Raw genomic sequence first — 24,159 nt, 5'->3', positions numbered from 1 at the left:
ATTAACCTCCGCAAACCGGCGGTAAAATGGAAATTTTATCCCCGTCTTTTAGCGGCGCCTCAAGAGAGCTTGCGATCTCGTCGTTTACGGCGACGGCGCAGATTTTTAGCCACTCGCCGAGCTGCGCGTATTCGCCTAGTTTTTCTTTTACTTCGCTTAAATTTGCCGCTTCCAGCTTTAAATTATTCATCTTTATCGGGCCCAAAAACTCGATTTCTATCATAAATTTGCCTTTGAAATTAAATTTTTTTCTTGATTTTACTTAAAAAAATATTTAGATATACTTACGCCAAATTTTAAACGAAAGAGCCCTAATGAACGAAATCTTAAGCAAAATAAAAATGCCCGCCTACGTCTGCGAAGAGGCTAAGGTGCGCGCAAATCTCGAAATTTTAAAACGCGTCAAGGATGAAAGCGGCGCAAAGGTGCTAGTCGCCCTAAAAGGCTTTGCATTTAGCGGCGTGATGGGGCTTGTGGGCGAGTACTTAGACGGCGCGACATGCAGCGGCCTGCACGAGGCTAAATTTGCCCAAAAACACGTTCGCGGCGAGATCCATACGTATTCGCCTGCATTTAAAGACGAGGACATAGATGAGGTGCTAGCGCTCTCAAAGCACGTGGTTTTTAACTCCTTTGCGCAGTGGGCGAAATTTAAGCAAAAAGCCCTAGCTGCGGGCGTTACTTGTGGACTTCGCGTAAATCCAGAGCTATCCGTCGCACCGACTGACGCTTATAATCCGTGCGGTCGCTACAGCCGCCTAGGCATCACTCGCGCAAATTTTGACGCTGACGCGCTTGATGGCATTACGGGGCTGCATTTTCATGCACTTTGCGAAGAGAGCGCACAGAGCCTGGAGACCGTGCTGATGGCGTTTGAGGAGAAATTCGGCGAGTTTATCCCGCGTATGAAGTGGGTAAATTTTGGCGGCGGACATCACGTCACCAAAGAAGGCTACGACGTGGATCTGCTCATAAATTTGATCAAAAACTTCCGCGAAAAATACGGCGTCGAGGTCTACATAGAGCCTGGCGAAGCGGTGGGCTGGCAGACGGGATTTTTAGCCGCTTCAGTGCTTGATTTCGTGCAAAACGAAAAAACCATAGCGATCCTAGACGTCTCAGCTGAGGCGCATATGCCAGACACCGTGCTGATGCCGTACCGACCGGCCGTGCGAGGCGAGAGTAAGGGCGGTAAATTTAGCTACCGTTTCGGCGGAAACACCTGTCTAGCTGGCGATATCGTGGGGCTTGACGCGGGCGAGCCGGAGTATAAATTTGACGCGCCGCTAAGCGTGGGCGACAAAGTGATCTTTGAGGATCAGATCCACTATACGATCGTAAAAAACACGACCTTTAACGGTATAAAGCTGCCCGATTTACTCCTTTTAAAAGAAAACGGCGAGCTTGTAACCGTGCGAGAATTTGGCTTTGAAGAGTATGAGAGGCGCAACTAGATTTGCCTCCTGAAACTGTGCCCTTTAGGGTGTAAATTCGACGTTTGGGGGACGCCGTTTGTGGCTGTAAATTTAAATCAAATTTTACCTCAGGTTTCTGCCTGATATGCGCCTGCGCTAAACCCGTAGCTTTTCGGATTTAAATTTTGAAATTTGGTTTATCGCCCGCCAAATTTGCCGCAAATTTAATCTCAAACGAAGTTAAATTTAAGATAAATAAAATCTAGCTTATATAAATGAATTAATATAGCGGGTTATAAATTTGACCCCGATTTTGATAAAAAAGCGCCGTAACCGCCTAAAAATGCGTTGTTTTGACGCTAAGCTTGCATTACGTTATTTTTTGATATAATTTCATAAAAATCCGCAAAATTTAGCCTTTGGCTGGATGCCGACCACGACGAGCTTTTTAAGGCGGAAAACAAAACCAAAGGGAGATAGCATGACGAGAATTTTTAGTTTGCTTTCGGTTTTCGCCTGTTGGGCCTTCGCTATCGAGGCGAGTCCTAGCACGAACCAGTACCAGAGCAATATCTGGGCTGCGGGTAGAATCGAGAACATTAAGCCTTACGAAGACGGTTTGGGGCCGATTTTCACGTTCATTCAGGGCAACGACTACTTCGCGATAGCGGCCTTGTCGCTTATTTTGGCTGTTATCGGCGCGTTCGTTCTGCACTTTTTGATCATCGGACCGAAACACTTCAGCCACGACGGCAAAAAAGTCTATGCGTTTAATATGATAGAGCGCGTATCTCACGGCGCTGCGGCGATCGCATGGATAGTGCTTATACCGACGGGCGTCATTATGATGTGGGGCGCAGAGCTTGGCGGAGGCGCGTTTGTTAGATTTTGTAAGGACATCCACGGACTAGCGACGATTTTATTTGCCGTTTCAGTGCCTCCGATGCTGATAGCTTGGACCGTGAGGATGCTACCTGTGGTTTATGATATCAGATGGATGATGATCATCGGCGGATATCTATCAAAGGTTAAACGTCCAGTACCTGCGGGCAAATTTAACGCCGGCCAAAAGGCGTGGTACTGGGTAGCTATTCCTGGCGGTATCGTGATGATACTAACCGGCGCAGCGATGTTCTTCCTTGACTTTAGAACCCCGGACGTTGCAACCTGGCTAGGCGTATCTCAGATCGAAGTTTTAAGAGCTTCTGCGCTAGTTCATAATGTTCTTGGTATCGTTTGCGCGGTATTTTTCCTAGTACACATCTATATGGCGGCTATCGCGATACACGGCGCTATCTGGTCGATGATAACGGGCTATAAAGAAGAAGAAGAGGTTTACGTACTTCACCACTACTGGTACCAAGAGCTCATCTCTAAAAACAAAATCCCGGTATCTGAATACGAAAAAACTTATCCAAAATTAAAATAATAAAAAAGGAGAAATTTTTCTCCTTTTTGCCTCAGAGGTGAGCTTGCAAGCCGCCTTTTATACGAAATTTAAAATCTTTTAGATAAAATTCCCCTCAGACTTCAGGTTGAAGAGTAATAAATTTAAGGAAAAATCATGCAAATCGATTGTAGAAATTTAGCTTGTCCGGAACCCGTCATCAGGACGAAAAATACGCTTGAGAGCCTAAAAGTCGGCGAAAAGCTTGAGATTTTAGTAAATTCTATCGCTCCCAAAGAAAATATCAGCCGTTTTTTAAAAAATCAAAACGTCGAATTTAGCGTAGAACAAAACGGCGCCGAGACGAAAATCACTGCCGTTAAGGGCGAATCTAAGTTGGAGCTAGCTAATTTTGACGAATTCGTCTGCGAAATTACGCCAAAAGCCAAAAAAACGGTCGTTTATCTAAATGAAGAATACGCCGGAAGCGGCGATGTGGGCGTTAGCTTACTATCTAAATTTTTAGGCGCGCTTTTGCAGGTGGAAAAACCGGAGTACGTCATTTGCGTAAATAACGCCGTTAAAATGACTACGAACCGCGCGCATGCGGGCTTTAAACCGCTTAAGGATTTAGAGGCTGCGGGCGTTAAAATTTTAAGCTGCGGCAGCTGCTTGGAGGCGTATAAACTCGTCGGCGATTTAAGCGTCGGAGAGATATCAAATGCCTACGAAATCATGCAAATTTTAACTTCTCACGAGCAAATCAAACTATGATTTACAACGACAAACGTCTAACCAAATTCGTCAAAGCGGCGGGTTGAGCGGCCAAGCTTGACCCGTCGGGTCTACACAAAACTATCGGCGATTTAAATTTAGCTCACCCAAATTTGCTCTCAAACATCGGCACGAACGAAGACGCGAGCGTCTTTAAGATTACGGACGACATCGCGCTCGTTCAGACGCTGGACTTTATCACGCCGGTGGCGGACGATCCGTTTATATTCGGCCAGATCGCAGCCGCAAACAGCCTAAGCGACGTGTTTGCTATGGGCGGCAAGGTGCTAAACGCGCTAAATATCGTCGGTTTTGACAGTTGCAACCTAAGTGGCGAAATTTTGGGCGAAATTCTGCGCGGTGGACAGGACAAAGTCGCCGAGTGCGGCGGCGTGATCGTCGGCGGACACACGATAGAGACGCAGCAGATGTATTACGGACTTAGCGTCACGGGTGTTGTTTCGCCAGGCTCCTTTTGGTCTAATAACTCCGCGCGCGAGGGCGACGCGCTCATACTCACAAAGCCGCTGGGAACGGGCATTTTAAGCACGGCGATCAAGGCCGATCTGCTAAATTTGACTCAAATCGAGCAGGCCGTCGAGACGATGCGGCAGCTAAATTTCTATGCCGTGACCGCGCTAAAAGGCATCAGCGTAACGGCGGCGACCGACGTCACGGGATTTGGCCTTTTGGGGCATTTAAGCGAAATGCTAAACGACAAAATCAGCTTTGAAATTTACGCGAGTAACGTGCCAGTGATAGCTGCGGCACGCGAGTTTGCCGATATGGGCATCATCCCCGAGGGCAGCTATAAAAACCGCGAATTTGCGAGTAAATTCGTCCGTGGCGAGGCCGACATCTTGCTTTACGACGCGCAGACTTCAGGCGGATTACTGCTAGCAGTACCGCAAAGCGAGGCAAATTTGGCTCTGTCTCGTCTAAAAGAGGCTGGATACGAAAGTAGTGCGGTCGTGGGCATAGCTAAAAAGCGCGGCGAATACGGTATAAATTTAAGGTAACGGAGCTTTAAATTTAAACGGGCAAATTTAATCAAATTTGACGGGTTTAAATTCGGTCAAATTTGAAATATTAGTTTAAAACGGCAAGCTCGCCAAATTTATTTATAGAGACCAGCAAAGCTTCCTAGCTTATAAATTTAGTCAAATTTGTGCCGTCTAAAATGCGAAAAAAGCTAAAATACTTAAAAATAAAATTTAACTAAAATAAAAAATCATAGCAAAATAAAACAGCAAATTTGCGCGTAATCCCGTGTTCAAATATCCCTAAATTTAGCTATTTGTTCGCAAACCAAATCCGTCAAATTTCTAAAATATTTACCCAAATTTTAAAGTAATCTGCAATGTATTATCAAAAATATTCCGTGTTTTAAGCGAAAATATAAAAGAATTAAATTAAAATGACAAACTAATATTAATGACACAAAGGAGATAAAATGGAATTTTTGTCGTTTCTCTTTCTGGCTATAGCCGTTTTTATAGCTTGGAAAAAGCCTGAAAAAGAGGGTTTAGCGTTTGGCGCATTTGCCGTGGGGACGGCGATTTGCTTTATTATGTTTTTCATCGCCAGCTGGACGTCCCTGCTGCCTTACGCGGCGTATTAGGAGGCCTAGATGAGCTTTTTTAACGAGAAAAATTTCGACTTCGTCATGGCCACCGCGGTCTTGCTCGTGCTTGCTATCCCAGTCGGTATCGCGAACATTTATCTTGGCTACTTCATCGGCGAGGGGCCTTGCACGCTTTGCTGGTGGGAGCGTATCGGCATGGTCGTGGTCGGCGTCGCTGGCATCTTGATACTGCGCTACGGGCTAAAGGCGCGCTACATAGCCGCCGTTCTTTTTGGCGCTGCATACGGCATTTTTATGACGCTTAGGCAGGCTAGCTTTAGCTTGTATAGAGACGTGGGTATGGGCTTTGGCGGCGATATATTCGGCGCACACACCTATACATGGGGCATTTTGGTGTACTGGGTCGTGGTCGTAGCGATGGGGCTTATGATGCTCTTTGCCAAAGACAAGGTCGTCTCGGGCGATATCGCGCGCTCGGACACTAGGATCAAGCCTCTTAACGCATATTCAAAATTCGTGATCGCTTTGAGCCTATTTGTCATCCTATCAAACGCCGTTCAGGCGCTCATCTCGGCAGGCATCCCTCCGTATAGCGGCAAGGGCGATCCTGAGCGTATCAGCCTAAATAACACTTGGACCTCAGGCGTTTGGAAAAGGTTTGAACAGCCGTTTTCATTTGTCGGTGCAAACGTCGTCGAGGATCCGTTTATAGCGGGCGAGCCTAAAGACATAAGCGTCAAATTTAACTCCGATCCAAGCGCCGGCGCGTTTACGGACGTGAAGCCCGCGCTTAGCGTGAAAAACAGCTTCCCGCTTCCTTTTGAAACAAAAGGGATTTTTGGCAAAGGCGTAACGAGCGGTCTAGCGTATAACGCTAAAAACGATACTTTCGGCATCTCAAACACCGAAGGCGGAGTTTATTTTACGGATGCGAATTTTAAAGAGATAGCTCACGCCATCATCGACAAGCCAAACGGCCGAAATATCAAAAAAGCCGTCGCATCGACCTTTGTCGGCGATATGCTGGTAACTACGGGCTTTAACAAAACCACCTTCGCCGTTAAACCTGCCCAAAATGTGGACGCGTATCACGAGTGGAGATATTTTAGAGAGAGTACCGGCGGGCTCGAGTCTGCATGGAAGTTCGACCGCCCAGCGATTTTAACCATAAGGGCAAAAAAACAATACGTCCTAACGCTCGCAAAAGACCCGCAAAGCACCTACATGTACATGATCACGGTGCCAAACGAGCGCTCTAAGAACTTGATCCTCATCAAAGTCGATAGCAAAGACAAGATGCTAAGCGGCGAAACTATCGTGACATCGGGCCTCGCGCTAAAAGAAAAACGCGATCTAAAGGACTACTACGTCACGGCTGGCGACATCGTGGGCGGTAAATTTTTGGCCTACTCTAAAAACTACAACACCTTGCTCGTGATCGACCTTGCGGACGCGAAGGTGGTTGACGCATACGCTATGCCGCAAATTGGCGACATCTCAGGAATGGCGATAAAGGGCGGCAGCATCTACGCTCTAGCGCATAAGGACAGCAAAGTAAACGTCGTAGAGCTAAATAACCCTTTGGCTCAGTAAATTTAGCCCAAAATAATAAATTCGTCCGCTTTGCGCGGGCGAATTTTGATTGTTTGTATTTAAAGTCAGCCTTTTGTGCTGGCTACTAAATTTCTTTTAATTTACCTAACCGCTCTATAATTTCAAAAATTTAACAAAGGAGATATGATGAACTATCTTGAAATTTTAAAATTTCGTCACGCTTGCAAAATTTTTGACGAGAGCAAAAAGATAAGTGCGGGTGAATTTGACTTTATCCTAGAGGCTGGCAGACTAAGCCCAAGCTCGACTGGCCTTGAGCAGTGGGACTTTTTAGTCGTGCAAAACAAGGAGCTTAGAGAAAAAATCAAAGCCGTTTCGTGGAACCAAGTGCAGATCACATCTTGCTCGCATTTGGTGGTCGTTTTAGCAAAGGTCAAAGAGATAAAATTTGGCAGCAGCTATGTTGATAAAATGATCGCTAGACGCGCAGATAAAGAGCCTGAGATGATCGCTGCAAGGCAGAAATTTTATCACGACTTTTTGCTATCAAATTTCAAAAACGACGATGAGCTAACATTTCAGTGGTCGCACGAGCAGTGCATGATAGCTGCGACAAATATGATGAACGCAGCCGCGAGCCTTGGGATTGACAGCTGCCCGATCGAAGGCTTTGACAGGCATGCTTTAAATGAAATTTTAGAGCTCGATGAGAGCGAGCAAAGAGTGGCTATAGTAGTGCCATTTGGCTACCGCTTAAACCCACAGCCTGAAAAATACCGCCGCGAAATAAGCGACGTCGTGAAGTGGGTTTATTAAATTTAGTGGTTACGTAAATTTAAAATTTAACTCAGTCGGCGCGAGCTCAATGCGATTTTGACGCCGGCCGGTTTTTAAATTCGAGTTTTGCTACTCAAATTTGAGGCAAATTTAAATTTGCTGAGGCGACGAAAATAAAAAAACGAACCAATAAAATCTACATAGGTAGAGAAAGCGTGCGCACCGCAGACGACGTAAAGGCGCCAAGCGCAGTTTGTGTATACGTTCTAGCGATTTTGACGATTTTGTGGCAAAGCTTTACGGCAAACTGCCGTTTGGCAAGCGGTCGCGCCATCTAGACCGGCCGCAGCAAAATAGAGATGGCGCCAGGGGGGGGATATAGGGTAAAGACGGCCGCGCGCTTATTTCGCGCGATATTTTATTTTATACGAGCGAGCATTTGGCCGCGTTGCACGGCAAAAGTCGGTGTAAGCTAGTTGGGGCGCGCCCGTATTTATTTTGCGAACGGCTCGGCAGATCGGCGAGATTTCAAATTTGCCGATTCTATCAATTCCAAATTTTAAGAATTTCCGACCGAGCAAATTTAGCCAAACTCAAATTCGGCTAAAAATTATCGCTCTGCCCGTTTAGCAGCTTGTCCACGACGTAGACGGCAATCTTTTTAGCGCCGTTCATGCTGATATGCATGCCATCGTCCTTGCGTAGCGGTTTTTTGTCCGCGCCTTCTTTTAGATACTTGCCGTTATCGCAGATCGCACCGCTGATATCGATGTAGCGCGCACCGTATTTTTGCGCCGAGTCCTTGTAGATCAGGTTTAGCGCCTTCATTTTTTTGTCGAATTTCTCGCTCTTCATGCACGGCACCCCCAGCCACACGACCTGCGCGCCGTGCTGCCCTGCGATCTCGTAGATCTCGGCGATCCTGCCTTCATACGCCTCGCGCCATGCGTCGGTGCCAAAGTCCAGCGCCTGCTCGTCAAATGTGTAGCTATAAGCGTCGTTTGCGCCAAAAAGCGCGAATATTAGCAGATTTTGCGGGCGATTTTCTAAGCTTGCTAGCGCCGCTTTTAGCTCCTCGCTCCAGTCGTAAAATTTCTTATTTGTTAGCCCCGTGCTTGCTTTTGCCATATTTTTGATTGAGATTTTGCTCGTTTTTAGCGCGTTTTCAAAGCCCCAGCCAAAGCCTTGCATTATGGAGTCGCCTATCAAAATGATGCCTAAATTTTCATTTAGCTCGATATCAAAAGTCGCGGATTTATTTGTTTTGTTTGGAGCGCTCGGCGTTAAATTTGAGGCTAGTGAGCCGTTTTTATCTAAATTTGAAACGGTTTTAGCGGGAGAAATTTGAGCGGTTTGCGCCGTCAAATTTGCCTCTTTTACCGTGCCGATACTAGGCGTTAAATTTTGCGTATTTTGAGCGTTTAAAATTACCGGCTCGGTTTTGGTGGCAGTTAGATTTTGCTCCGTTTTAGCGCTAGTTGCGACCTGTTTTTTATCGCCTGAAAAAATACCCGTAAGTTTATCGATGGCCGATTTTGCGCTCTGCAAGCCATCCTCGGCCGCGCTTATAAATTTATCGCTCAGCGCCATCGCGCGCTCGTCCGTGATGAAAAAATCCTTTTGATATTTGGCTTCGTAGTAGTTTGACAGCGGTCGCAAAAATAGCGCAATCAGCGTAAAAAACGCGAGAAATACCCCAAAAAACGCTCTCATTAAAATCCTTGATATATAAAGTTAGGCATGCCTGACGGCATCAAAAAGTAAATAATTATCCCAAAAATCGCCAAAAAAACGGCTGAAAAAAGGGCGTTTATATTTTCAAAAAATTTAACCAAAAGCGGATAAACGTCAAGTGCGGCGTACAAAAATACGAACACGAAAACGCCAGCAAATAGCGCACAAATCGCAAGAAGCTCGCCGTCCGAGTTTCTAAAAATAGCTCCGATGTAGCGCACCGCCCCCTCAAAATCCATCGTGAAAAATACCCAAACCATGCTCACGAAAATAAACGTAAAGTATCGCCCCAGCATAGCCGAATTTAGCCATTTGTGCTCGCTTGTTAAATTTAAGAACACTACGCCAAGGCCGTGGATGAGCCCCCAGAGCAAAAAGCCAAGCCCAGCGCCGTGCCAGATGCCCGAAATCGCAAAGACTAGCATCACGTTTAGCTGCGTCTGTGCCGCCGTACCGCGACTGCCTCCGAGCGGAAAATAGACGCACTCTTTAAAAAAATTCATAAGGCTGATGTGCCAATCTTGCCAGAAAATTTTTAAATTTCGCGCCGTAAAAGGGCGGTTGAAGTTTTGCGGCAAAACAAAGCCGCACATGAGTCCTAGCGCCGTCACGAAGTCCACGTAGCCGCTAAAATCGGCGTAAAGCAGCACGCTGTAGCCAAAAAGCGCGCCTAAAAGCTGCGAGGCGGGTAGGGTGGGCGCGGCAAAAACGGGACTTACTATCTCGAAAAGATGGTTTGCGACGATGAGCTTTTTAAAAAGCGCGGAGCATAAAAGTGCAAATATGGCGGGGCTAGCGCGAAAAACTTTGGGAGAGTTTAATGACTCGAAAAAGGGCTTAGGCCGTAAAATCGGACCCGAAATAATCGCGGCAAAAAAGCTAAGAAAAATCAGCGTATCAAGATAGCTAGGCGCCTCTAGTTCGCCATCTCGCACGGATTTTAGCAGTAAAATGCTCATAAACGAATAAAACGAAATGCCAAGCGGAAGCGCGATGGTTTCGAGCCTCATGACGCCAAATTTGATCGTGAAATAGCCGCCGTATTTAAAAAACGCAAGAGCGCAAAGCACGAAAATAACGCCCGCGGCAAACGGGAGCGCTGAGTCCTTGTTCTCGCTCGCCCTGGCAAAAAGAAAAATCGCGGTGCTAAAGATAAAATTTATGATTAAAAACTTAAGCCCGAACGAGGCCAAAAACAGGTAAGAAAAGGCGAGTAAAACGATTTTTTGTAGGTGCGGGCGCATGTTTAAAAAATAATAAATCGGCCAAAAAATAAAAAAGCACAAGCCAAATTCTATGGAAAAAAGATTCATATCCCGCCTAAATTTTTGCGTAATTATATAAAAAAATTATTTTGGGTTAGGTTAAATTTGCGTTTGACGGGAATTTAAAATTTGACTTGCGCTTTTACTTGTGCGTGTTTTAAATTCGGCGTCAAATTTGGAGCCTAAATTTGAGTTCAAAACGGCTCAAATTCGCGTCCAAATTTGAGCCCTAAATCTCTCTCCCTCTTGCGAAATTGGCCAAAATTTAAAGCCTCTCTATCGCAGCCAGCACGTTTGCCGCGTCATTTGCTGGCTCTGCCACGTCGTTAAATCTTTTTACGACTTCGCCGTTTTTCATAATCAGCGTTTGGCGGTGGTAAAATTTCTTGCCGTCGTTTGTCGTAAAGGTTTGCAAATTTAGCGGGGATTCTAGCTCGAAGTTTTCGTCGCTTAAAAATATAAAATTTGCGCCTACGCTTTGTTTAAACTCGTTCATCTTTTCTACGCTTTGAGAGCCGACGGCAATTAGCGTAAAGCCAGCAGATTCTAGCTTTGCGAGGTTTTCTTGATAGGCTTTGCACTGAAGCGTGCAACCGGTTAGCCCCTTTAAATCCTTTAAATTTTCAGGCAAAAACTTCCCGCTCTCGCCCATTTTGGGATAGGTAAAAACGATGCAGTTTTTGCCACCTGTTAGCTCGTTAAATTTTACCGGATTTGCGTTTATATCTTTCATTGCGTCCTCTTTGCGTGTGAATTGTTGAAAAAATAAACTAAAAATAGCACCGCAAAGCTTATAAACAGCATAATCGCCGAATAAACGTGCGCCTTTGTATAGTCCATGAGCTCGACAGCCTCGTAGATGGCGATGCTGGCGACCTTGGTCTTGTCCGGGGCGCTGCCGCCTATCATCAGCACGACGCCAAATTCGCCCAAAGTGTGCGCGAAACTCACTATGAGAGCGGTTAGAAGCGATGGTTTGATATTTGGCAGAGCGACTCTAAAAAGCGTCTCCCATTTGCCCTTGCCTAGCGAGTAGCTCGCCTCAAAAAGGCTCTTTGGCAGACTTGCGAAGCCCGCCTGAAGCGGCTGAAACATAAACGGCAGAGAGTAAATACAGCTAGCGATGATGAGGCCTGAGAAGTTAAAAACCAAGCGGATATCAAAGGTTTCCTCAAAAAATTTACCCAAAAAATTATAGGGCGAGAGAAAAACCAGCAGGTAAAATCCAAGCACCGAAGGCGGCAGCACCAGAGGCAGCGAGATCACGGCCTCGAGTACGGGTTTAAATTTAAAACTCGCGCGGCTAAGCCAAAATGCGACGGGCAACACGAGAAAAAATAGGATTGCAGTCGAGATAAAAGCAAGCTTTAGCGAGAGGTAAAAGGGCGTAAAATCAATACTCATTTTGGCTCGCTTTGCGCGTAAATTTGATCGTTTCGCTCGTCAAATTTGCCTAATTTCGTACCGTAAAATTCGTCGTTTTCGCCACCGTTTTTTCGCAAATTTAGCCCAAACGCCTTGGCGCTTATCACCGCTTCGTCGCCGGCTTTTAAATTTGCCGCTTCCGCGGCGCTTAGAGCCACTTCGCAAAGCTGCTGACCGACGGAGACTACGGCTACGTAGATGGCGTCGCGCTTTGAGATCTCTAAAATTTTTGCCGGCAGGCTAAATTTCTGCGAGCCGCTGTGGCGCAAAAATATCTCGCCCGGGCTGCCTTCTTGCGCGATTTTACCGCCCTCTAGCACGAAAACTTTTGACGCGAGTTTGTAGATCTCCGCGACGTCGTGACTAACCAAAATCGTCGTCATACTAAACTCGGCGTGCACCTTAGCTAGGTAGTCTTGCAGCTTTTCTCGCATGGCGTTATCAAGGGCCGAGAGCGGCTCGTCGAGTAGTAAAATTTCAGGCTTTCGCATTAGGGCGCGGGCCAGGGCGGCGCGCTGCTTTTGACCGCCCGAGAGCTGCGAGATGGCGGCGTTTTCTAGCGAGCTCATCTCGACAAGACCCAGCAGCTTGCGGGCTAAATTTACGTCGTCGTTTGCAAAAAGCAGGTTTTTCATCACGTTCATATTTGGAAAAAGCGCGTAGTCTTGAAATAAAAACCCGATATTTCGGTTTTGGGGCGGAGTGAAGTTTTTACCGTCAAATAGCGTCCGTCCGCCTGCTTTTATCGTTCCGCTATCAGGCGTTTCAAAGCCTGCGATCAGTCGCAAAAGCGTCGTTTTGCCGCTGCCGCTTTTGCCGTATAGAGCGACGAATTCGCCCTTTTTTACGTTCAAATTTATGTCTAGATCAAATTTCCCGTTTGCGCCGTTTAGGCTTTTTATGCAGTTTAGTTCTATCATGCGATGTAGAGGGATGTTGCCTTGACGTAGGCGTAAATTTGATCGCCGAGCGCTAAATTTAGCCGCTTTAGCGATGCCGTAGAGATGATGCTTTCAAACTCAAATTCGCCCGCGTTTAGATGCAGCGAGCTTGTGATCTTGCCTTTTTGGATGTTTGAAATCTCGGCTTTTATCTCGTTTGAGACCGAGCAGTTTAAAAGCGGGGAAGTAGCGACGAATACGTCCGAGCTTTTAAAGCCTAGCCGAACTTCGTCGCCGATTCTTAAATTTTGCAGATTTTCCAAGGATAGCATTTTTAGGCTCAAATTTTCGGCGCTAAACTCAAAAACGCTAACGCCGTCGTTTTGCTCTATCGCCGAAATTTTAGCCTTTATCACGGGACGACGTATCCGAATTTTCTAAAGATTTCCTTCGCACGGTCGCTTCTGATGAAGTCGTAGAAAGCCTTGGCTTCAGGATTGTTTTCGCCGTGTTTTAGGATAACCATGCCTTGATCGATCGGAGTGTAGAGCGCAGGATCGATGAGGATAAAGTTTTTACCCTCTTTGTACTCGGCCATTTTTTTATCGTACATAGCAGAAGCCGCGATAAATCCGACGTCAGCAGCGCTTAGAGCTTGGCTTAGAGCCTCGCCGATAGATTTTGCTAGGATGACGTCTTTCTCGACTTTATCGTAGATGCCCGCTTTTTTTAGAGCTTCGATGCTAGCCTTGCCGTACGGAGCGGTCTCAGGATTTGCGATCGCGATGGCTTTTAGGCCTTCTACCGCGTTTATGCCCTTAGCTAGATCGATATCTCTGATCGTAAATAGCGCAAGCGCGCCCTGAGCATATACTACGGGCTGGGTTACGGCAAATTTAGTGTCGTATAGATCCTGGACGAATTTCATATTCGCCGCCATGAAAACGTCGGCAGGAGCGCCGTTTTTGACCTGAGTAGACAGAGCGCCGCTAGCTCCTAGAGTGACGGTTACATTGGTGTCGGGATTTAATTTAGCAAACTCAGCCTTTAGCTCGTCAAACGCGTAAGTGACGTTTGCTGCGGCAAATACGTTGATCTTGCCTGCGTTTAGGTTAAAAGCGGCGATGGCCGCGAAGACTAACGAAAAAAATGTTTTTTTCATTTTTTATACTCCTACTATGATTTGACTTGCTTTGATTATAGCTACCAGCTCGTCGCCCACGCCTATGCGCATTTGCATCGCGCTTTCTTTGGTGATGATAGAGGTTATCGTCTGATGATTGCTTATTTCTAGTACGATTTCGGCGTTTACCGAGCCGATTTTGGCCTCGATAACGCGTCCTTTTAATAAATTTGCCGCGCTTAGTTTTAGATTTTCCTCTTTTGCGAGCATTACGCTTGGAGCTTTAAAGATAAATACGACCTTTTTGCCGACCTTTAAATTTAGATTTTTTTCAGACTCGACCGTGACGTTGGCGCGTAAAATTTCGCCGTTTGAGAGCTTTGCGCTGATTTGCGAATTTACCGCGCCCGTTTTTACCTCGGTTATCTCGCAGCTTAGTTGGTTTCTGGCGCTTAGACTCATGCTCATGCGCTGTAAATTTAAAATTTCGTTCGTATCGACGTTTATATTTGAACAAACTTTTTCTAAAAATATCTTTTGGCTTTCCAGCATCGCATCGTATAGCGCGATCATCTTTTTGCCGTAGGGCGTGAGCTCCGAGCCGCTGTTTTTCTTGTTGCCCTCGGCTCTTGCGATTAGCGGTTCGTCCGAGCGGTTATTTAGCGCGTCTAGGCTATCCCATGCGTTTTTGTACGAGATGCCGACATACTCGGCCGCTTTTGTTATGCTTTTGGTGTGCTCTACGGCCTTTAAAAGCTCTATGTGCTTGGCTAACACCGATACCCCGCTATCTAAAAATAGCTCTAAACTAACGTCTGCTTTCATGAAAATCCCCCAAATTCTATCAATATAAAAAAATAATTTGCTAGGAAGTATATTTAAATATATATGAAAAATAACTTAAATAAACTTCGTAATACCGGGCATTTTGAAATTTATAAATTTAAAAGCTACATTGAGATAAAATCTCAGGTTACTGCCTTTGCAGACTTGAAATTCGGAGATTTGATGAGAAAATTTTTACTCTCTTTTTTGCTTTTTTTTAGTTGCGTTTTTGCCGAACAAACGCAGGAAAAGAGCGAATTTGACGACGAATTTACCCAGCCTAGCGAGATTTTCGATCCGCTTAGCGGTTATAATAGAATGATGACGGGATTTAATGATTTTATGTACGTAAACGCCATCCATCCCGCGATAAAAGGCTACAACTACGTAGTGCCAGAGGCTGCCAGAACTGCGGTGGGGAACTTTTTTGACAACCTTTTATATCCCGTTCGCTTCGTAAACAACCTCTTGCAGTTTAAATTTAGCGAGGCGGGCGAAGAGACGCTGAGATTTTTAGCAAACACGATTATCGGCTTTGGCGGGCTAACCGACGGAGCGAAATACTACAATCTGCAGCGCCATGACGAGGATTTTGGACAGACGCTTGGATACTGGGGCGTGGGTAGCGGATTTCACGTGGTTTTACCGTTTATCGGCCCGTCAAATTTACGCGATATCGCGGGCCTGGTCGGCGATTATTACCTCGATCCAATCAGTTACGTAAAGCCGGCGCTAGACTCCTTTGCGATAAAAACTTTCCGCCAGGGTAACCTTTTGTCTTTACATCCAGACGCTTACGACAATCTTAAAAAAGACGCGATCGACCTGTATCCGTTTCTACGCGACGCCTACGAACAGCGCCGCAACCACTTAATAAAGGAATAAAATGAAATTTTTAAAAATCATCCTGCTTGCGCTTTTTAGTGCGGTTAGCCTCTTTGCGATTAGCGAGGAGCAGATAAAACCTACTATGCAAAAAACGACGCAAGACGCCATCGAGGTGCTAAAAAACGCAAATTTGAGCAAAGACGAGAAAATAAATAAAATTTTTGCCGTTTTTGATCCATATTTCGACTACGAGCAGATGTCAAAGATCGCTCTAAGCAAGCGCTACAACAACCTAAATGCCGAGCAAAAGGCTAAATTTAATAAGGCTTTTGAAGAGAGATTAAAATCAAGTTACGTCGATAAGCTCTTAAGCTACAAAAACCAAACTATAAATTTTAAAGACGCGACCAAACCGAACGAAAATCGCTACTTTCTAAATGCCGATTTGGTTGGCGAGGACGGTAAAAACTATGGCTTTACATATAAATTTTACAACGCCAAAGAGCGCGGCTGGCTCATCTACGATGTCGAAATTTTAGGCGTTAGCATCATCCAGACCTACCGCAGCCAGTTTGATAGCCTGATGGAAAACGAGAGCTTTGAAAATTTGCTTAGCAAGCTAAACTCAGTCCAAGCTCCGCAATAAGGCGCTGATGAAGCGGATTTTTAAATTTATCGTCAACTTTCCAAAAAGCGTTATCGCTGGCGTACTAGCCGCGACGCTGATTTTTGGATACTTTAGCGGCAAGCTCGAGGTGGACGCGTCTACCGAGACGCTGCTACTTGAAAACGATAAAGATCTAGCCGTCTTTAGAGACGTTTCTAAACGCTACGTTAGCCCAAACTACCTAGTCATCGCCTACACGCCAAAAGACGATCTGCTCGCGCCTTCTACGCTTGAAAAGATAGAAAATTTAAGCCGCGAACTAGAAAAAAACGAGCTTGTTTCAAACGTCATTTCTATATTAAACATCCCGCTGCTTCAAAGCGGAACTAACGATCTTAGCGAGCTGGTTAAGCATGTACCTAGCCTTGCCGATACCGATATAAACAAAACCTTGGTGCGCCGCGAGTTTGCTGATAGTCCGCTATATACGAACAACCTCGTTAGCCGCGATCTAAAAACTACGGCGATCGTGCTAAATTTAAAGACCGATGAGAAATATCAAAGCATACTAAACGAGCGAAACGCTCTGCTAAACGTCAAGATTGATGGCAACATCACCAGCGAGCAAAAACAGCGTCTAAGCACCGTAAATGCGCAGTTTAAGACTCACCGCGACGAAGCGCGTATAAAAGAGCACGCCGCGATCGAGCAGATCCGCGATACGATAGCGAAATTTGGCGGCGGTGAGAGTTTGTTTCTAGGCGGGGCAAATATGATCGCCGATGATATGGTGAGCTTCGTGCGCTCGGATCTTGCGACCTACGGCATCAGCGTAACTCTACTTTTGGTCTTTTGCCTTTGGCTCTTTTTTAGGCAGATTCGCTACATCGTTATGCCGATTTTTATCTGCGTGATTAGCGTTATTTGGGCGAGCGGGCTGTTTGGGTTTTTTGGCTGGGAGATTACCGTCATCAGCTCAAACTACATCGCCCTTCAGCTCATCATCACGATCTCGGTCGTCATTCACCTGATCGTGAGCTACCGCGAGTTTTGCCTTACCAAGCCGCATCTTAGCAACCGTCAGCTAGTCTATCTCACGCTGCGCGATAAGGCCAGTCCGTCGTTTTTTGCGATATTTACGACCGTTATCGGCTTTTTGTCGCTTGCGCTTTCTGATATCAAACCGATCATAATGCTTGGCATCATGATGAGCGCGTCGATCTCTATCTCGCTGGCGCTTGCGTTTTTGCTATTTGGCTCCGCGATGGCGCTGATGCCAAAGCTCGCTCCCGTTAGGACGTTTGAGGATAAATTTAGCTTTACCAAGCACTGCGCCGCATTTGCGCTAAATCATAGCCGCGCCGTTTATGCTATTAGCCTTGCTGTGCTTATTTTCGGGCTTTATGGCATCTCAAAGCTAAAGGTCGAAAACAGCTTTATAAGCTATTTTAAAGATACGACCGAAATCCACAAAGGTATGCAGGTGATCGATACGAAGCTAGGCGGCACCGTGCCGGTTGATATATTGATCAAATTTAACAAGCCCAAATTTGACGAAAAAGCGGCCAAAAACGAGCCTAAAGACGAATTTGACGACGAATTTGCCGCTAGCGCGAATGAGGATAAATACTGGTTTAATCAGCATAAAATCGACGTCGCGAAAAAGGTACATAACTATCTAGAAAATAAGCGCTTTATCGGGCACGCTAGCAGCCTAAACACAGTCGTAAAGATCGTCGAGCGCATCACGCAAAAGCCCGCTGACGGCCTCATGCTCTCGATCCTATACGAACAGATTCCGCAAAAGTACAAAGACATCATCCTAAGCCCATACGTAAGCATAAAGGATAACGAGCTGCGCTTTACCGCGCGTACTCTTGATAGCGACGATGCGCTACGCAGAGACGAGTTTTTGCACGAGCTTAAAACCGATATCGCAAATTTGATCGCAAACGACAACGCAAGCGTGCAAGTTAGCGGTGCGATGGTGCTTTATAACAACCTCCTTCAAAGCCTCATCGCCTCGCAGGTGGATTCTTTTGGTTTCGTGATCTTGTCGCTTTTTATCGTTTTTTGCATTATTTTTAAAAGCATAAAGCTAGCCGCTATCGCTATCGCGTCAAATTTGATCCCGCTTTGCGCGGTGTTTGGCGTCATGGGCGTGATGGGCATTCCGCTTGATATCATGAGCATTACGATAGCGGCTATCAGCATAGGCATAGGCGTGGACGACATCATCCACTACATCCATCGCCTAAAAATCGAGCTTCGCAGCAAAAACGTCGCCGAGTCGATCAAGGCCTCGCACGCTAGCATCGGCTACGCGATGTACTACACCTCGTTTGCGATCATCCTTGGCTTTAGTATAATGGTAACTAGCAACTTTATCCCGACGATATATTTCGGACTTTTGACCGATCTTGTTATGATAATGATGTTGTTGGGGGCGTTGGTGTTGCTGCCAACACTAATCAAAACCTTTTACCGGGCTAGGATCCCCCGCTGATTCCCCATAAACGACGGATTTCAAAAGTAGTTTTTGATTAAGGCGCTCGGTCACATACTACATGTATGCTCCCGTCACGCCCAATCAAAAACTATTTAAACTACGCCTATTCTGTCTGGAATATTTGTCTAGCGTTTTGCTAAATTTGTAAATTTGACTGCATAAATTTAAAACGTACCGTATAGGCCTGGGTGATTCAAATTTGACTCAAATTTGGAGGAAAAACTACTCTTTCATAACCTTAAGGAAAGAGTAAATGTCCCGCACTCCGTCGATGTGTTTGGCATACCAGATCGCGTGTTTTTCCTGCTCGATATCGGTGATGATGCCGGTAAATACGACATTGCATTGCACTACGCTTACTCTCACGCTTGTGCCACTGATTATGCTGTCTTTAAAAAAATTATTTTTTAGTTTTAGCATTATGGCGAGGTTGCTTTCGCATTCGCCGCCGTCGCTAGGAAGGCGAATATAGGTGTAAATTTTACTCACGCCGTCGGTGTTTTTGGCTAGCTCTACTAGTTTGGTTTTGTGCTCGGAGTCAGGCACCACGCCGATGAGATACACGTCACCGTAAAAGCTCTCGACATCCACGTTTAGGTTGCTAAGCCCGCTTGAGGCTAAAATTTTAGTCTGGATTTTTGTTTTTATAAATTTATCTTTCGTTATCGCATATATGCCGCGTTCGTCTTTGCTGATCTGGTAGGCGTCGTAGACGTTTATGCCCGTTAGCGGCGTCACGGTCGTAAAGAGCTCAAGACAACCGCCGAGGAAAAAAATCGGCGAAAAAATGAGGATGTTTTTTAAAAAAAATCGCGCAAATAGCTTTTTCATCGCCGACCCATAAAATTTTCTCCAAATACTATAGAAATCAAACTAAAATTTATATAAATTTAGTTATAATCGCGCTCATCATCTAAAGACGCGGAGGATAAAGCGATCTGGTGGCGCTCGCGGACTTCAAATCCGATGGCGGGGCGGTTGACCGCTTCGCGGGGAGTTCGATTCTCTCATCCTCTCGCCAAACTTCTAAATTTATTATCTTAAAACAAGCAAAATTCAGCTACAATAAGCCGTTTATATTAAATTAATTTAAGGTTTTTCTTTTGGCTAGTTCATCCGCCTCCAAATTTCCTCTCGCACGCGCCGTTTTGGGCAGAATATATGCGGTGTTTTTGGCTACCGCCGTATTTCTGATATGCGCTGCTAGCTTTGGGTTAAATTTAAAATTTGAAGGCGTAAAAGAGGATATTTACGCTGCAAATTCTAACTTTAAAACTTTCATCAAAGAACGCGCCGTAAATATAGATAACGAACTTAAACTTATCGAAAGATATATTGAAGCACCCGATTTTGACCAAAAAGCGATCTTTGACTTTGCCGTAAAAAATAATAACGAATATATGGCCTTTTTTATCGTAAACGAACGCGGCGAGATAGAGTTTATCAGCGATGAAAAATTACGCGATACGTACTCTGAGTTTTTTCTCTCAAAGCCTTGGGAAAACGAGCCTGAGGATAAAATTTTAAGATCTGAGTTTATGTTTGATAAAAGCGACGTACCGACAAGACTCGCCGCAAAAAAGATGAAAAACGGCAAAATCTTAGCAACGCTCATACGCTTTACGGCGATTTACGAGGAGTTTGCGCGCGGATACGAGAGGATAGGCGTAAATTCGTTTGCGATAGATAAAAGCGGTAGGATCGTATTTCACCAAGACCCCGAGCTGGTTTTAGAGCGCAAAACCATCTTTGATCTTTACGACGTGAGTGCGGACTACCTAAACAGCGACGAAGTAAAATTTGCAAATTTAGGCTCTCTAAACAGCGAAATTTATTATATTCAAAGTATCCCAAGGATCGGTTTGGCCGTGGTTTCAAGCTATCCTGTGGATAAATTTATAAAAGAAAATTTACTATTTTTACTAATCTGCGTCGCATTTTTAGCCGCAGGCGGATTTTTTACCTTTTCTTACACCAAATTTGTCAAAAACTCGGTCATAAAGCCCGTTTTATCTATCAAAAATTTAGTCGCAAAAGCCGGCGACGGCGAGGAGATCAAAGCATACGCGAAATTTGGCTCGGTAGAAGAATTTGATCAAATCTCGGACGAGATCGTCAAATTTTACGGAGATTTCGGCGAGAAAAAGGCGAAATTTGAGGAGTATTCGCGTAAATTCGGATTTTTGTTTGAAAAAGGACCTTTTATCTTGCTGTTAATCGACGCAAAAAGCGGTAGGATCGTCGAGGCGAGCGCGAGAGCGTGCGAGTTTTACGGATTTAGCGAGGAAGCGATAAAAAGCAAAAATTTAGCCGAGCTAAACGCGTCAAATTTGACCGATATGAAAACGCAGCAAGAAGGCGAAGGAGAAATTTACGAAACGAACCATTTTGCCGCGGGCGGCGAGATAAGGCAGGTGCGCATCTACAAACAAAACTACGAGTTACCCGGCGGCGAAAAGATTGGCTTTTGCGTCGTAAAGGATGTTACGAAGAGCAACATTTTAAAGAAAAACGCGCAAAAGCAAAGCGAGATAGACGCGCACTCGCCGCTATTTAGCGTGGTTTGGAAGGACCGTTTTATAGGCGATATATCAAGCGTTTCTGACAATATCGAGCGCGCGCTGGGATACAAAAAAAGCGAAATACTATCAAACGAATTCGAGTTTAAAAACATCATCCATCCAGATGACCGAGATATGCTCGCGAACGAATTTAACATCAAATTTAGCCTATTTAACGCGGCTTCGCTCAAAAAAGAGAACGAGTCGCTGCAGTCTTGCAGACTGATAAGGAAAAATCTAGAGGTCATAAACTGCAGCGTATTTATCAAATTTATCTCAAAAGACGGCAGAATCGTGGACGAGGTGATCGGGTATTTTATCGAGAGCAAGCTGGCGGCAAATTTGACCGCAAAAACCGGCATGGAGATAGCGCGACTAAACGACGACAAAGAGGGCGCATATAAAAATACGATTTTAAGCCTATTTGCAAACGCGCAAGAAGCCGTCGCCGTAGTCGGGTTAGACGGCGTATTTTTAGACGCTAACGAAACCTTTTGCAAGATAAGCGGCTATTCCAAAGAAGAAGCCATCGGCAAGCCGTCGAATTTACTAAAATCAGGCGTGCATGATGATAATTTTTACGAACACATGTGGAAGAGGTTGTTGAAAAAAGGCTTTTATAGTGGCGAAATTTATAATAAGCGTAAAAGTGGCGAAATTTATCTCGAGCAGCTTAGTATCGCGACCGTTTATAGCGGCTCAAAGCCTAGCTACTTCGTAGCTGCGTTTCACGAGTTGCCGTGGGTAGAGCCTGAGATAAAACAGAATGAATCAAAAGCAAAGGAGCAAGAGTGAGCGAATTTGACGCGAGCGTTTACGAGCACGAAATACCAAGCGGCACGAGGCTGTATTTCGGACAAAGCGCGAAACTAAAAAGAAAGATCGAGCGCGCGGCGAGCGAAATTTTGGAGAAAAACGGATTTCACGAGATCGTGACGCCATTTTTCTCGTATCATCAGCACCTAAGCGTGCAGCCGACGGCTCTGGTGCGCTTTAGCGATCACGAAAACCACCAAATTAGCCTGCGCGCCGATAGCACCGTGGACGTCGTGCGTATCGTGCTTAGACGCCTAAAAGACACCGAGCCTAAACGCTGGTTTTATATCCAGCCCGTTTTTAAGTACCCGAGCGCCGAAATTTATCAAATCGGCGCCGAGTTAATCGGCGAAAGCGATCTGGCTACCAGCGTCAAGATCGCAAAGAAGCTTTTTGAGTCGTTTGATCTCGCGCCCGTGCTGCAAATCAGCCACATCGCTATCCCGCAGATCGTGTGCAGGCTATTAAATTTGCCTATTTCGATATTTGAGTACGGCGAGATCGAAAAAATCCTAAATCAAAACGAGGAGTGGCTAAAAAGGCTAGCCTTCGTAAATACTGTCACCGATATCGACGAGATTTTGTCGATAGTACCTGACGAGATAAAAACCGCGCTGCTTGAGATAAAAGAGCTGGCACAGGCGGTAAAATATGAAAATTTAAGAATTGTTCCGTTATATTATTCAAAGATGAGGTATTATGACAAGCTGTTTTTTAGATTTTTGGGCGGCAATGCCGTGCTAAGCGGCGGCGGCAACTACGAGATAGAAGGCATCAAAAGCAGCGGATTTGGCGTATATACCGACGCGTTAATCGAAAATTTAGATCAAAAGGAGAGAGTATGAGCAAGGCTGACGTGATAGTGGGCGTGCAGTGGGGAGACGAAGGCAAGGGCAAGATCGTAGATCTGCTAAGCGGCGGCTACGATATGGTGTGCAGGTGTCAAGGCGGGCACAACGCGGGCCACACGATCGTCGTAGAGGGCAAGAAAATCGCACTGCATCAGGTCCCCTCAGGCATACTTCATAAAAATATAATAAACATCATCGGCAACGGCGTCGTGCTCTGCCCGGCCGAGATAATCGAAGAACTAAAGCAGTTTGGAGATGTTTCGGGACGACTATTTATCAGCGACAAGGCGCATTTAAATTTGCCTTATCACGCGCAAATCGACCAAGCCAAAGAAAAGGCCAAAGGCGCACACGCTATCGGCACGACGGGCAAGGGCATAGGGCCTGCGTATAGCGATAAAATCAGCCGTAGCGGACACCGCGTAGGGGAGCTGAAAAATCCCGAAAAGCTTTGCGACGCGATTATGGCCGATTTTGAGGCAAATAAAGCGTTTTTAGACGTTTTGGGCGTCAAAGCGCCTGCTCGCGAGGAGCTTTTGGGCGAGCTAAAGAGCTACGAAGCGGCGCTGGGTAAATTTATAGTAGATACCACGCACATGGTTTGGGAAGCCATAGACGCAGATAAGAAAATTTTACTCGAAGGAGCGCAGGGCACGCTGCTAGACATCGATCACGGCACGTATCCTTTCGTAACTAGCTCAAACACCGTAACCGCAGGCAGCTGCAGCGGTATCGGACTAAGCCCTAAAAACGTCGGCGAGGTGATCGGTATCATCAAAGCCTATACCACGCGCGTTGGCAACGGCGCCTTCCCGACTGAGGACATGGGTGAGGACGGCGAAAAGATACGCGATATTGGACGCGAATACGGCGCTACGACGGGCAGGCCGCGCCGCACGGGCTGGTTTGACGCAGTAGGTGTGAGATATGCGGCGAGGCTTGACGGCGTGGATAAATTTGCGCTGATGAAGCTTGACGTTTTAGACGGTTTTAAAAAGGTAAAAATCTGCAAAGCCTACGAGAAAAACGGCAAGATAATCGAGTATTTCCCAAGCGATTTGGAGGGCGTAAAGCCGGTCTATGAGGAGCTTGAGGGCTGGGATAAGGTAGAAGGAGCGCGTAAATTTGAGGATTTACCCGCAAATGCAAAGGCCTTTATCAAGCGCATCGAGGAGATCACGGGCGTAAAAGTCGGCATAGTATCTACTAGCCCGGAGCGTGAAGACACGATAGTTCGCTAAG

The 24,159-nt window shown here is 45.8% G+C and carries 23 protein-coding genes and 1 tRNA gene; 14 read left to right on the top strand and 10 right to left on the bottom strand.

Going from position 1 to position 24,159, the window contains the following annotated elements:
- Position 1: 1 nt before the first annotated feature.
- Positions 2–223, bottom strand: a complete 222-nt coding sequence (locus CSHOW_RS08860; protein WP_002949039.1) for a MoaD/ThiS family protein — start codon at positions 221–223, stop codon at positions 2–4.
- Between the two features lie 91 nt (positions 224–314).
- Between CSHOW_RS08860 and nspC the strand changes: the two genes are divergently transcribed.
- The 7 genes from nspC (at position 315) to CSHOW_RS08825 (ending at position 7,531) form a co-directional block, all read left to right on the top strand.
- Positions 315–1,454: a carboxynorspermidine decarboxylase gene (gene nspC, locus CSHOW_RS08855; protein ID WP_002949040.1), complete on the top strand. Its 1,140-nt coding sequence runs from the start codon at positions 315–317 to the stop codon at positions 1,452–1,454.
- 442 nt (positions 1,455–1,896) lie between these two features.
- Positions 1,897–2,844 carry a formate dehydrogenase subunit gamma gene (locus tag CSHOW_RS08850; RefSeq protein ID WP_039895355.1) on the top strand — a complete coding sequence of 316 codons (948 nt, stop codon included), beginning with the start codon at positions 1,897–1,899 and terminating at the stop codon, positions 2,842–2,844.
- 135 nt (positions 2,845–2,979) lie between these two features.
- Complete coding sequence (gene yedF, locus CSHOW_RS08845; RefSeq protein WP_002949043.1) at positions 2,980–3,576, top strand: sulfurtransferase-like selenium metabolism protein YedF; 597 nt, start codon at positions 2,980–2,982, stop codon at positions 3,574–3,576.
- Positions 3,573–4,595 carry a selenide, water dikinase SelD gene (gene selD, locus CSHOW_RS08840; protein WP_415874029.1) on the top strand — a complete coding sequence of 341 codons (1,023 nt, stop codon included), beginning with the start codon at positions 3,573–3,575 and terminating at the stop codon, positions 4,593–4,595. The genes yedF and selD overlap by 4 nt, the downstream gene beginning before the upstream one ends.
- A 434-nt stretch (positions 4,596–5,029) precedes the next feature.
- Entirely contained in the window at positions 5,030–5,197 is a 168-nt protein-coding gene (locus tag CSHOW_RS10600; RefSeq protein WP_002949057.1) for a hypothetical protein, read from the top strand.
- Between the two features lie 9 nt (positions 5,198–5,206).
- The gene (locus CSHOW_RS08830; RefSeq protein WP_002949059.1) at positions 5,207–6,754 is read left to right on the top strand and encodes a disulfide bond formation protein B; all 1,548 of its coding nucleotides are present in this window, start codon (positions 5,207–5,209) and stop codon (positions 6,752–6,754) included.
- A 147-nt stretch (positions 6,755–6,901) separates the two neighbouring features.
- Positions 6,902–7,531: an NAD(P)H-dependent oxidoreductase gene (locus tag CSHOW_RS08825; protein ID WP_002949060.1), complete on the top strand. Its 630-nt coding sequence runs from the start codon at positions 6,902–6,904 to the stop codon at positions 7,529–7,531.
- Between the two features lie 564 nt (positions 7,532–8,095).
- On the opposite strand, the gene CSHOW_RS08820 is transcribed toward CSHOW_RS08825, so the two are convergent.
- From CSHOW_RS08820 to CSHOW_RS08785, 8 genes are all read right to left on the bottom strand, one after another.
- Positions 8,096–9,205: an SGNH/GDSL hydrolase family protein gene (locus tag CSHOW_RS08820; RefSeq protein WP_002949063.1), complete on the bottom strand. Its 1,110-nt coding sequence runs from the start codon at positions 9,203–9,205 to the stop codon at positions 8,096–8,098.
- Complete coding sequence (locus CSHOW_RS08815) at positions 9,205–10,539, bottom strand: MBOAT family O-acyltransferase (protein ID WP_002949064.1); 1,335 nt, start codon at positions 10,537–10,539, stop codon at positions 9,205–9,207. Before CSHOW_RS08815 ends, CSHOW_RS08820 begins: the two co-directional genes overlap by 1 nt.
- Positions 10,540–10,756: 217 nt before the next feature.
- The gene (locus CSHOW_RS08810; protein ID WP_002949065.1) at positions 10,757–11,224 is read right to left on the bottom strand and encodes a redoxin family protein; all 468 of its coding nucleotides are present in this window, start codon (positions 11,222–11,224) and stop codon (positions 10,757–10,759) included.
- Entirely contained in the window at positions 11,221–11,895 is a 675-nt protein-coding gene (gene modB, locus CSHOW_RS08805) for a molybdate ABC transporter permease subunit (RefSeq protein ID WP_002949066.1), read from the bottom strand. The genes CSHOW_RS08810 and modB overlap by 4 nt, the downstream gene beginning before the upstream one ends.
- The gene (locus CSHOW_RS08800; RefSeq protein ID WP_002949067.1) at positions 11,892–12,836 is read right to left on the bottom strand and encodes an ABC transporter ATP-binding protein; all 945 of its coding nucleotides are present in this window, start codon (positions 12,834–12,836) and stop codon (positions 11,892–11,894) included. The genes modB and CSHOW_RS08800 overlap by 4 nt, the downstream gene beginning before the upstream one ends.
- A complete protein-coding gene (locus tag CSHOW_RS08795) occupies positions 12,833–13,213 on the bottom strand; it encodes a TOBE domain-containing protein (RefSeq protein WP_002949068.1) in 381 nt (126 codons plus the stop codon). Before CSHOW_RS08795 ends, CSHOW_RS08800 begins: the two co-directional genes overlap by 4 nt.
- A complete protein-coding gene (modA, locus tag CSHOW_RS08790; protein WP_002949069.1) occupies positions 13,210–13,959 on the bottom strand; it encodes a molybdate ABC transporter substrate-binding protein in 750 nt (249 codons plus the stop codon). Before modA ends, CSHOW_RS08795 begins: the two co-directional genes overlap by 4 nt.
- 3 nt (positions 13,960–13,962) lie before the next feature.
- A complete protein-coding gene (locus CSHOW_RS08785; protein WP_002949070.1) occupies positions 13,963–14,745 on the bottom strand; it encodes a TOBE domain-containing protein in 783 nt (260 codons plus the stop codon).
- A gap of 63 nt (positions 14,746–14,808) precedes the next feature.
- On the opposite strand from CSHOW_RS08785, the gene CSHOW_RS08780 reads away from it, so the two are divergent.
- The 3 genes from CSHOW_RS08780 to CSHOW_RS08770 are packed head-to-tail and all read left to right on the top strand — an operon-like array spanning position 14,809 to position 18,686.
- On the top strand, positions 14,809–15,630 hold the full coding sequence (locus CSHOW_RS08780) for an MlaA family lipoprotein (RefSeq protein WP_002949072.1): 822 nt from the start codon (positions 14,809–14,811) through the stop codon (positions 15,628–15,630).
- 1 nt (position 15,631) lies between these two features.
- The gene (locus CSHOW_RS08775; protein WP_002949079.1) at positions 15,632–16,219 is read left to right on the top strand and encodes a Tgt2/MlaC family protein; all 588 of its coding nucleotides are present in this window, start codon (positions 15,632–15,634) and stop codon (positions 16,217–16,219) included.
- A 7-nt stretch (positions 16,220–16,226) separates the two neighbouring features.
- Complete coding sequence (locus tag CSHOW_RS08770) at positions 16,227–18,686, top strand: efflux RND transporter permease subunit (RefSeq protein WP_002949080.1); 2,460 nt, start codon at positions 16,227–16,229, stop codon at positions 18,684–18,686.
- A gap of 225 nt (positions 18,687–18,911) precedes the next feature.
- Here the strand turns inward: CSHOW_RS08770 and CSHOW_RS08765 are convergent, their stop codons facing one another.
- The gene (locus CSHOW_RS08765; protein ID WP_002949081.1) at positions 18,912–19,520 is read right to left on the bottom strand and encodes a BON domain-containing protein; all 609 of its coding nucleotides are present in this window, start codon (positions 19,518–19,520) and stop codon (positions 18,912–18,914) included.
- A 92-nt stretch (positions 19,521–19,612) separates the two neighbouring features.
- On the opposite strand from CSHOW_RS08765, the gene CSHOW_RS08760 reads away from it, so the two are divergent.
- From CSHOW_RS08760 to CSHOW_RS08745, 4 genes are all read left to right on the top strand, one after another.
- Positions 19,613–19,710 (top strand) — tRNA-Sec (locus tag CSHOW_RS08760).
- Between the two features lie 82 nt (positions 19,711–19,792).
- Complete coding sequence (locus CSHOW_RS08755; protein ID WP_002949083.1) at positions 19,793–22,045, top strand: PAS domain S-box protein; 2,253 nt, start codon at positions 19,793–19,795, stop codon at positions 22,043–22,045.
- Positions 22,042–22,911, top strand: a complete 870-nt coding sequence (locus tag CSHOW_RS08750) for an ATP phosphoribosyltransferase regulatory subunit (protein WP_002949084.1) — start codon at positions 22,042–22,044, stop codon at positions 22,909–22,911. The genes CSHOW_RS08755 and CSHOW_RS08750 overlap by 4 nt, the downstream gene beginning before the upstream one ends.
- Positions 22,908–24,158 (top strand): adenylosuccinate synthase, encoded by a 1,251-nt coding sequence (locus CSHOW_RS08745; protein ID WP_002949086.1) that lies wholly within the window; start codon positions 22,908–22,910, stop codon positions 24,156–24,158. The genes CSHOW_RS08750 and CSHOW_RS08745 overlap by 4 nt, the downstream gene beginning before the upstream one ends.
- Position 24,159 lies beyond the last annotated feature (1 nt).

Origin of the sequence: Campylobacter showae (assembly GCF_004803815.1) — a bacterium.
GTDB lineage: Bacteria > Campylobacterota > Campylobacteria > Campylobacterales > Campylobacteraceae > Campylobacter_A > Campylobacter_A showae.
This window is presented reverse-complemented; position numbering and strand designations above follow the sequence as displayed.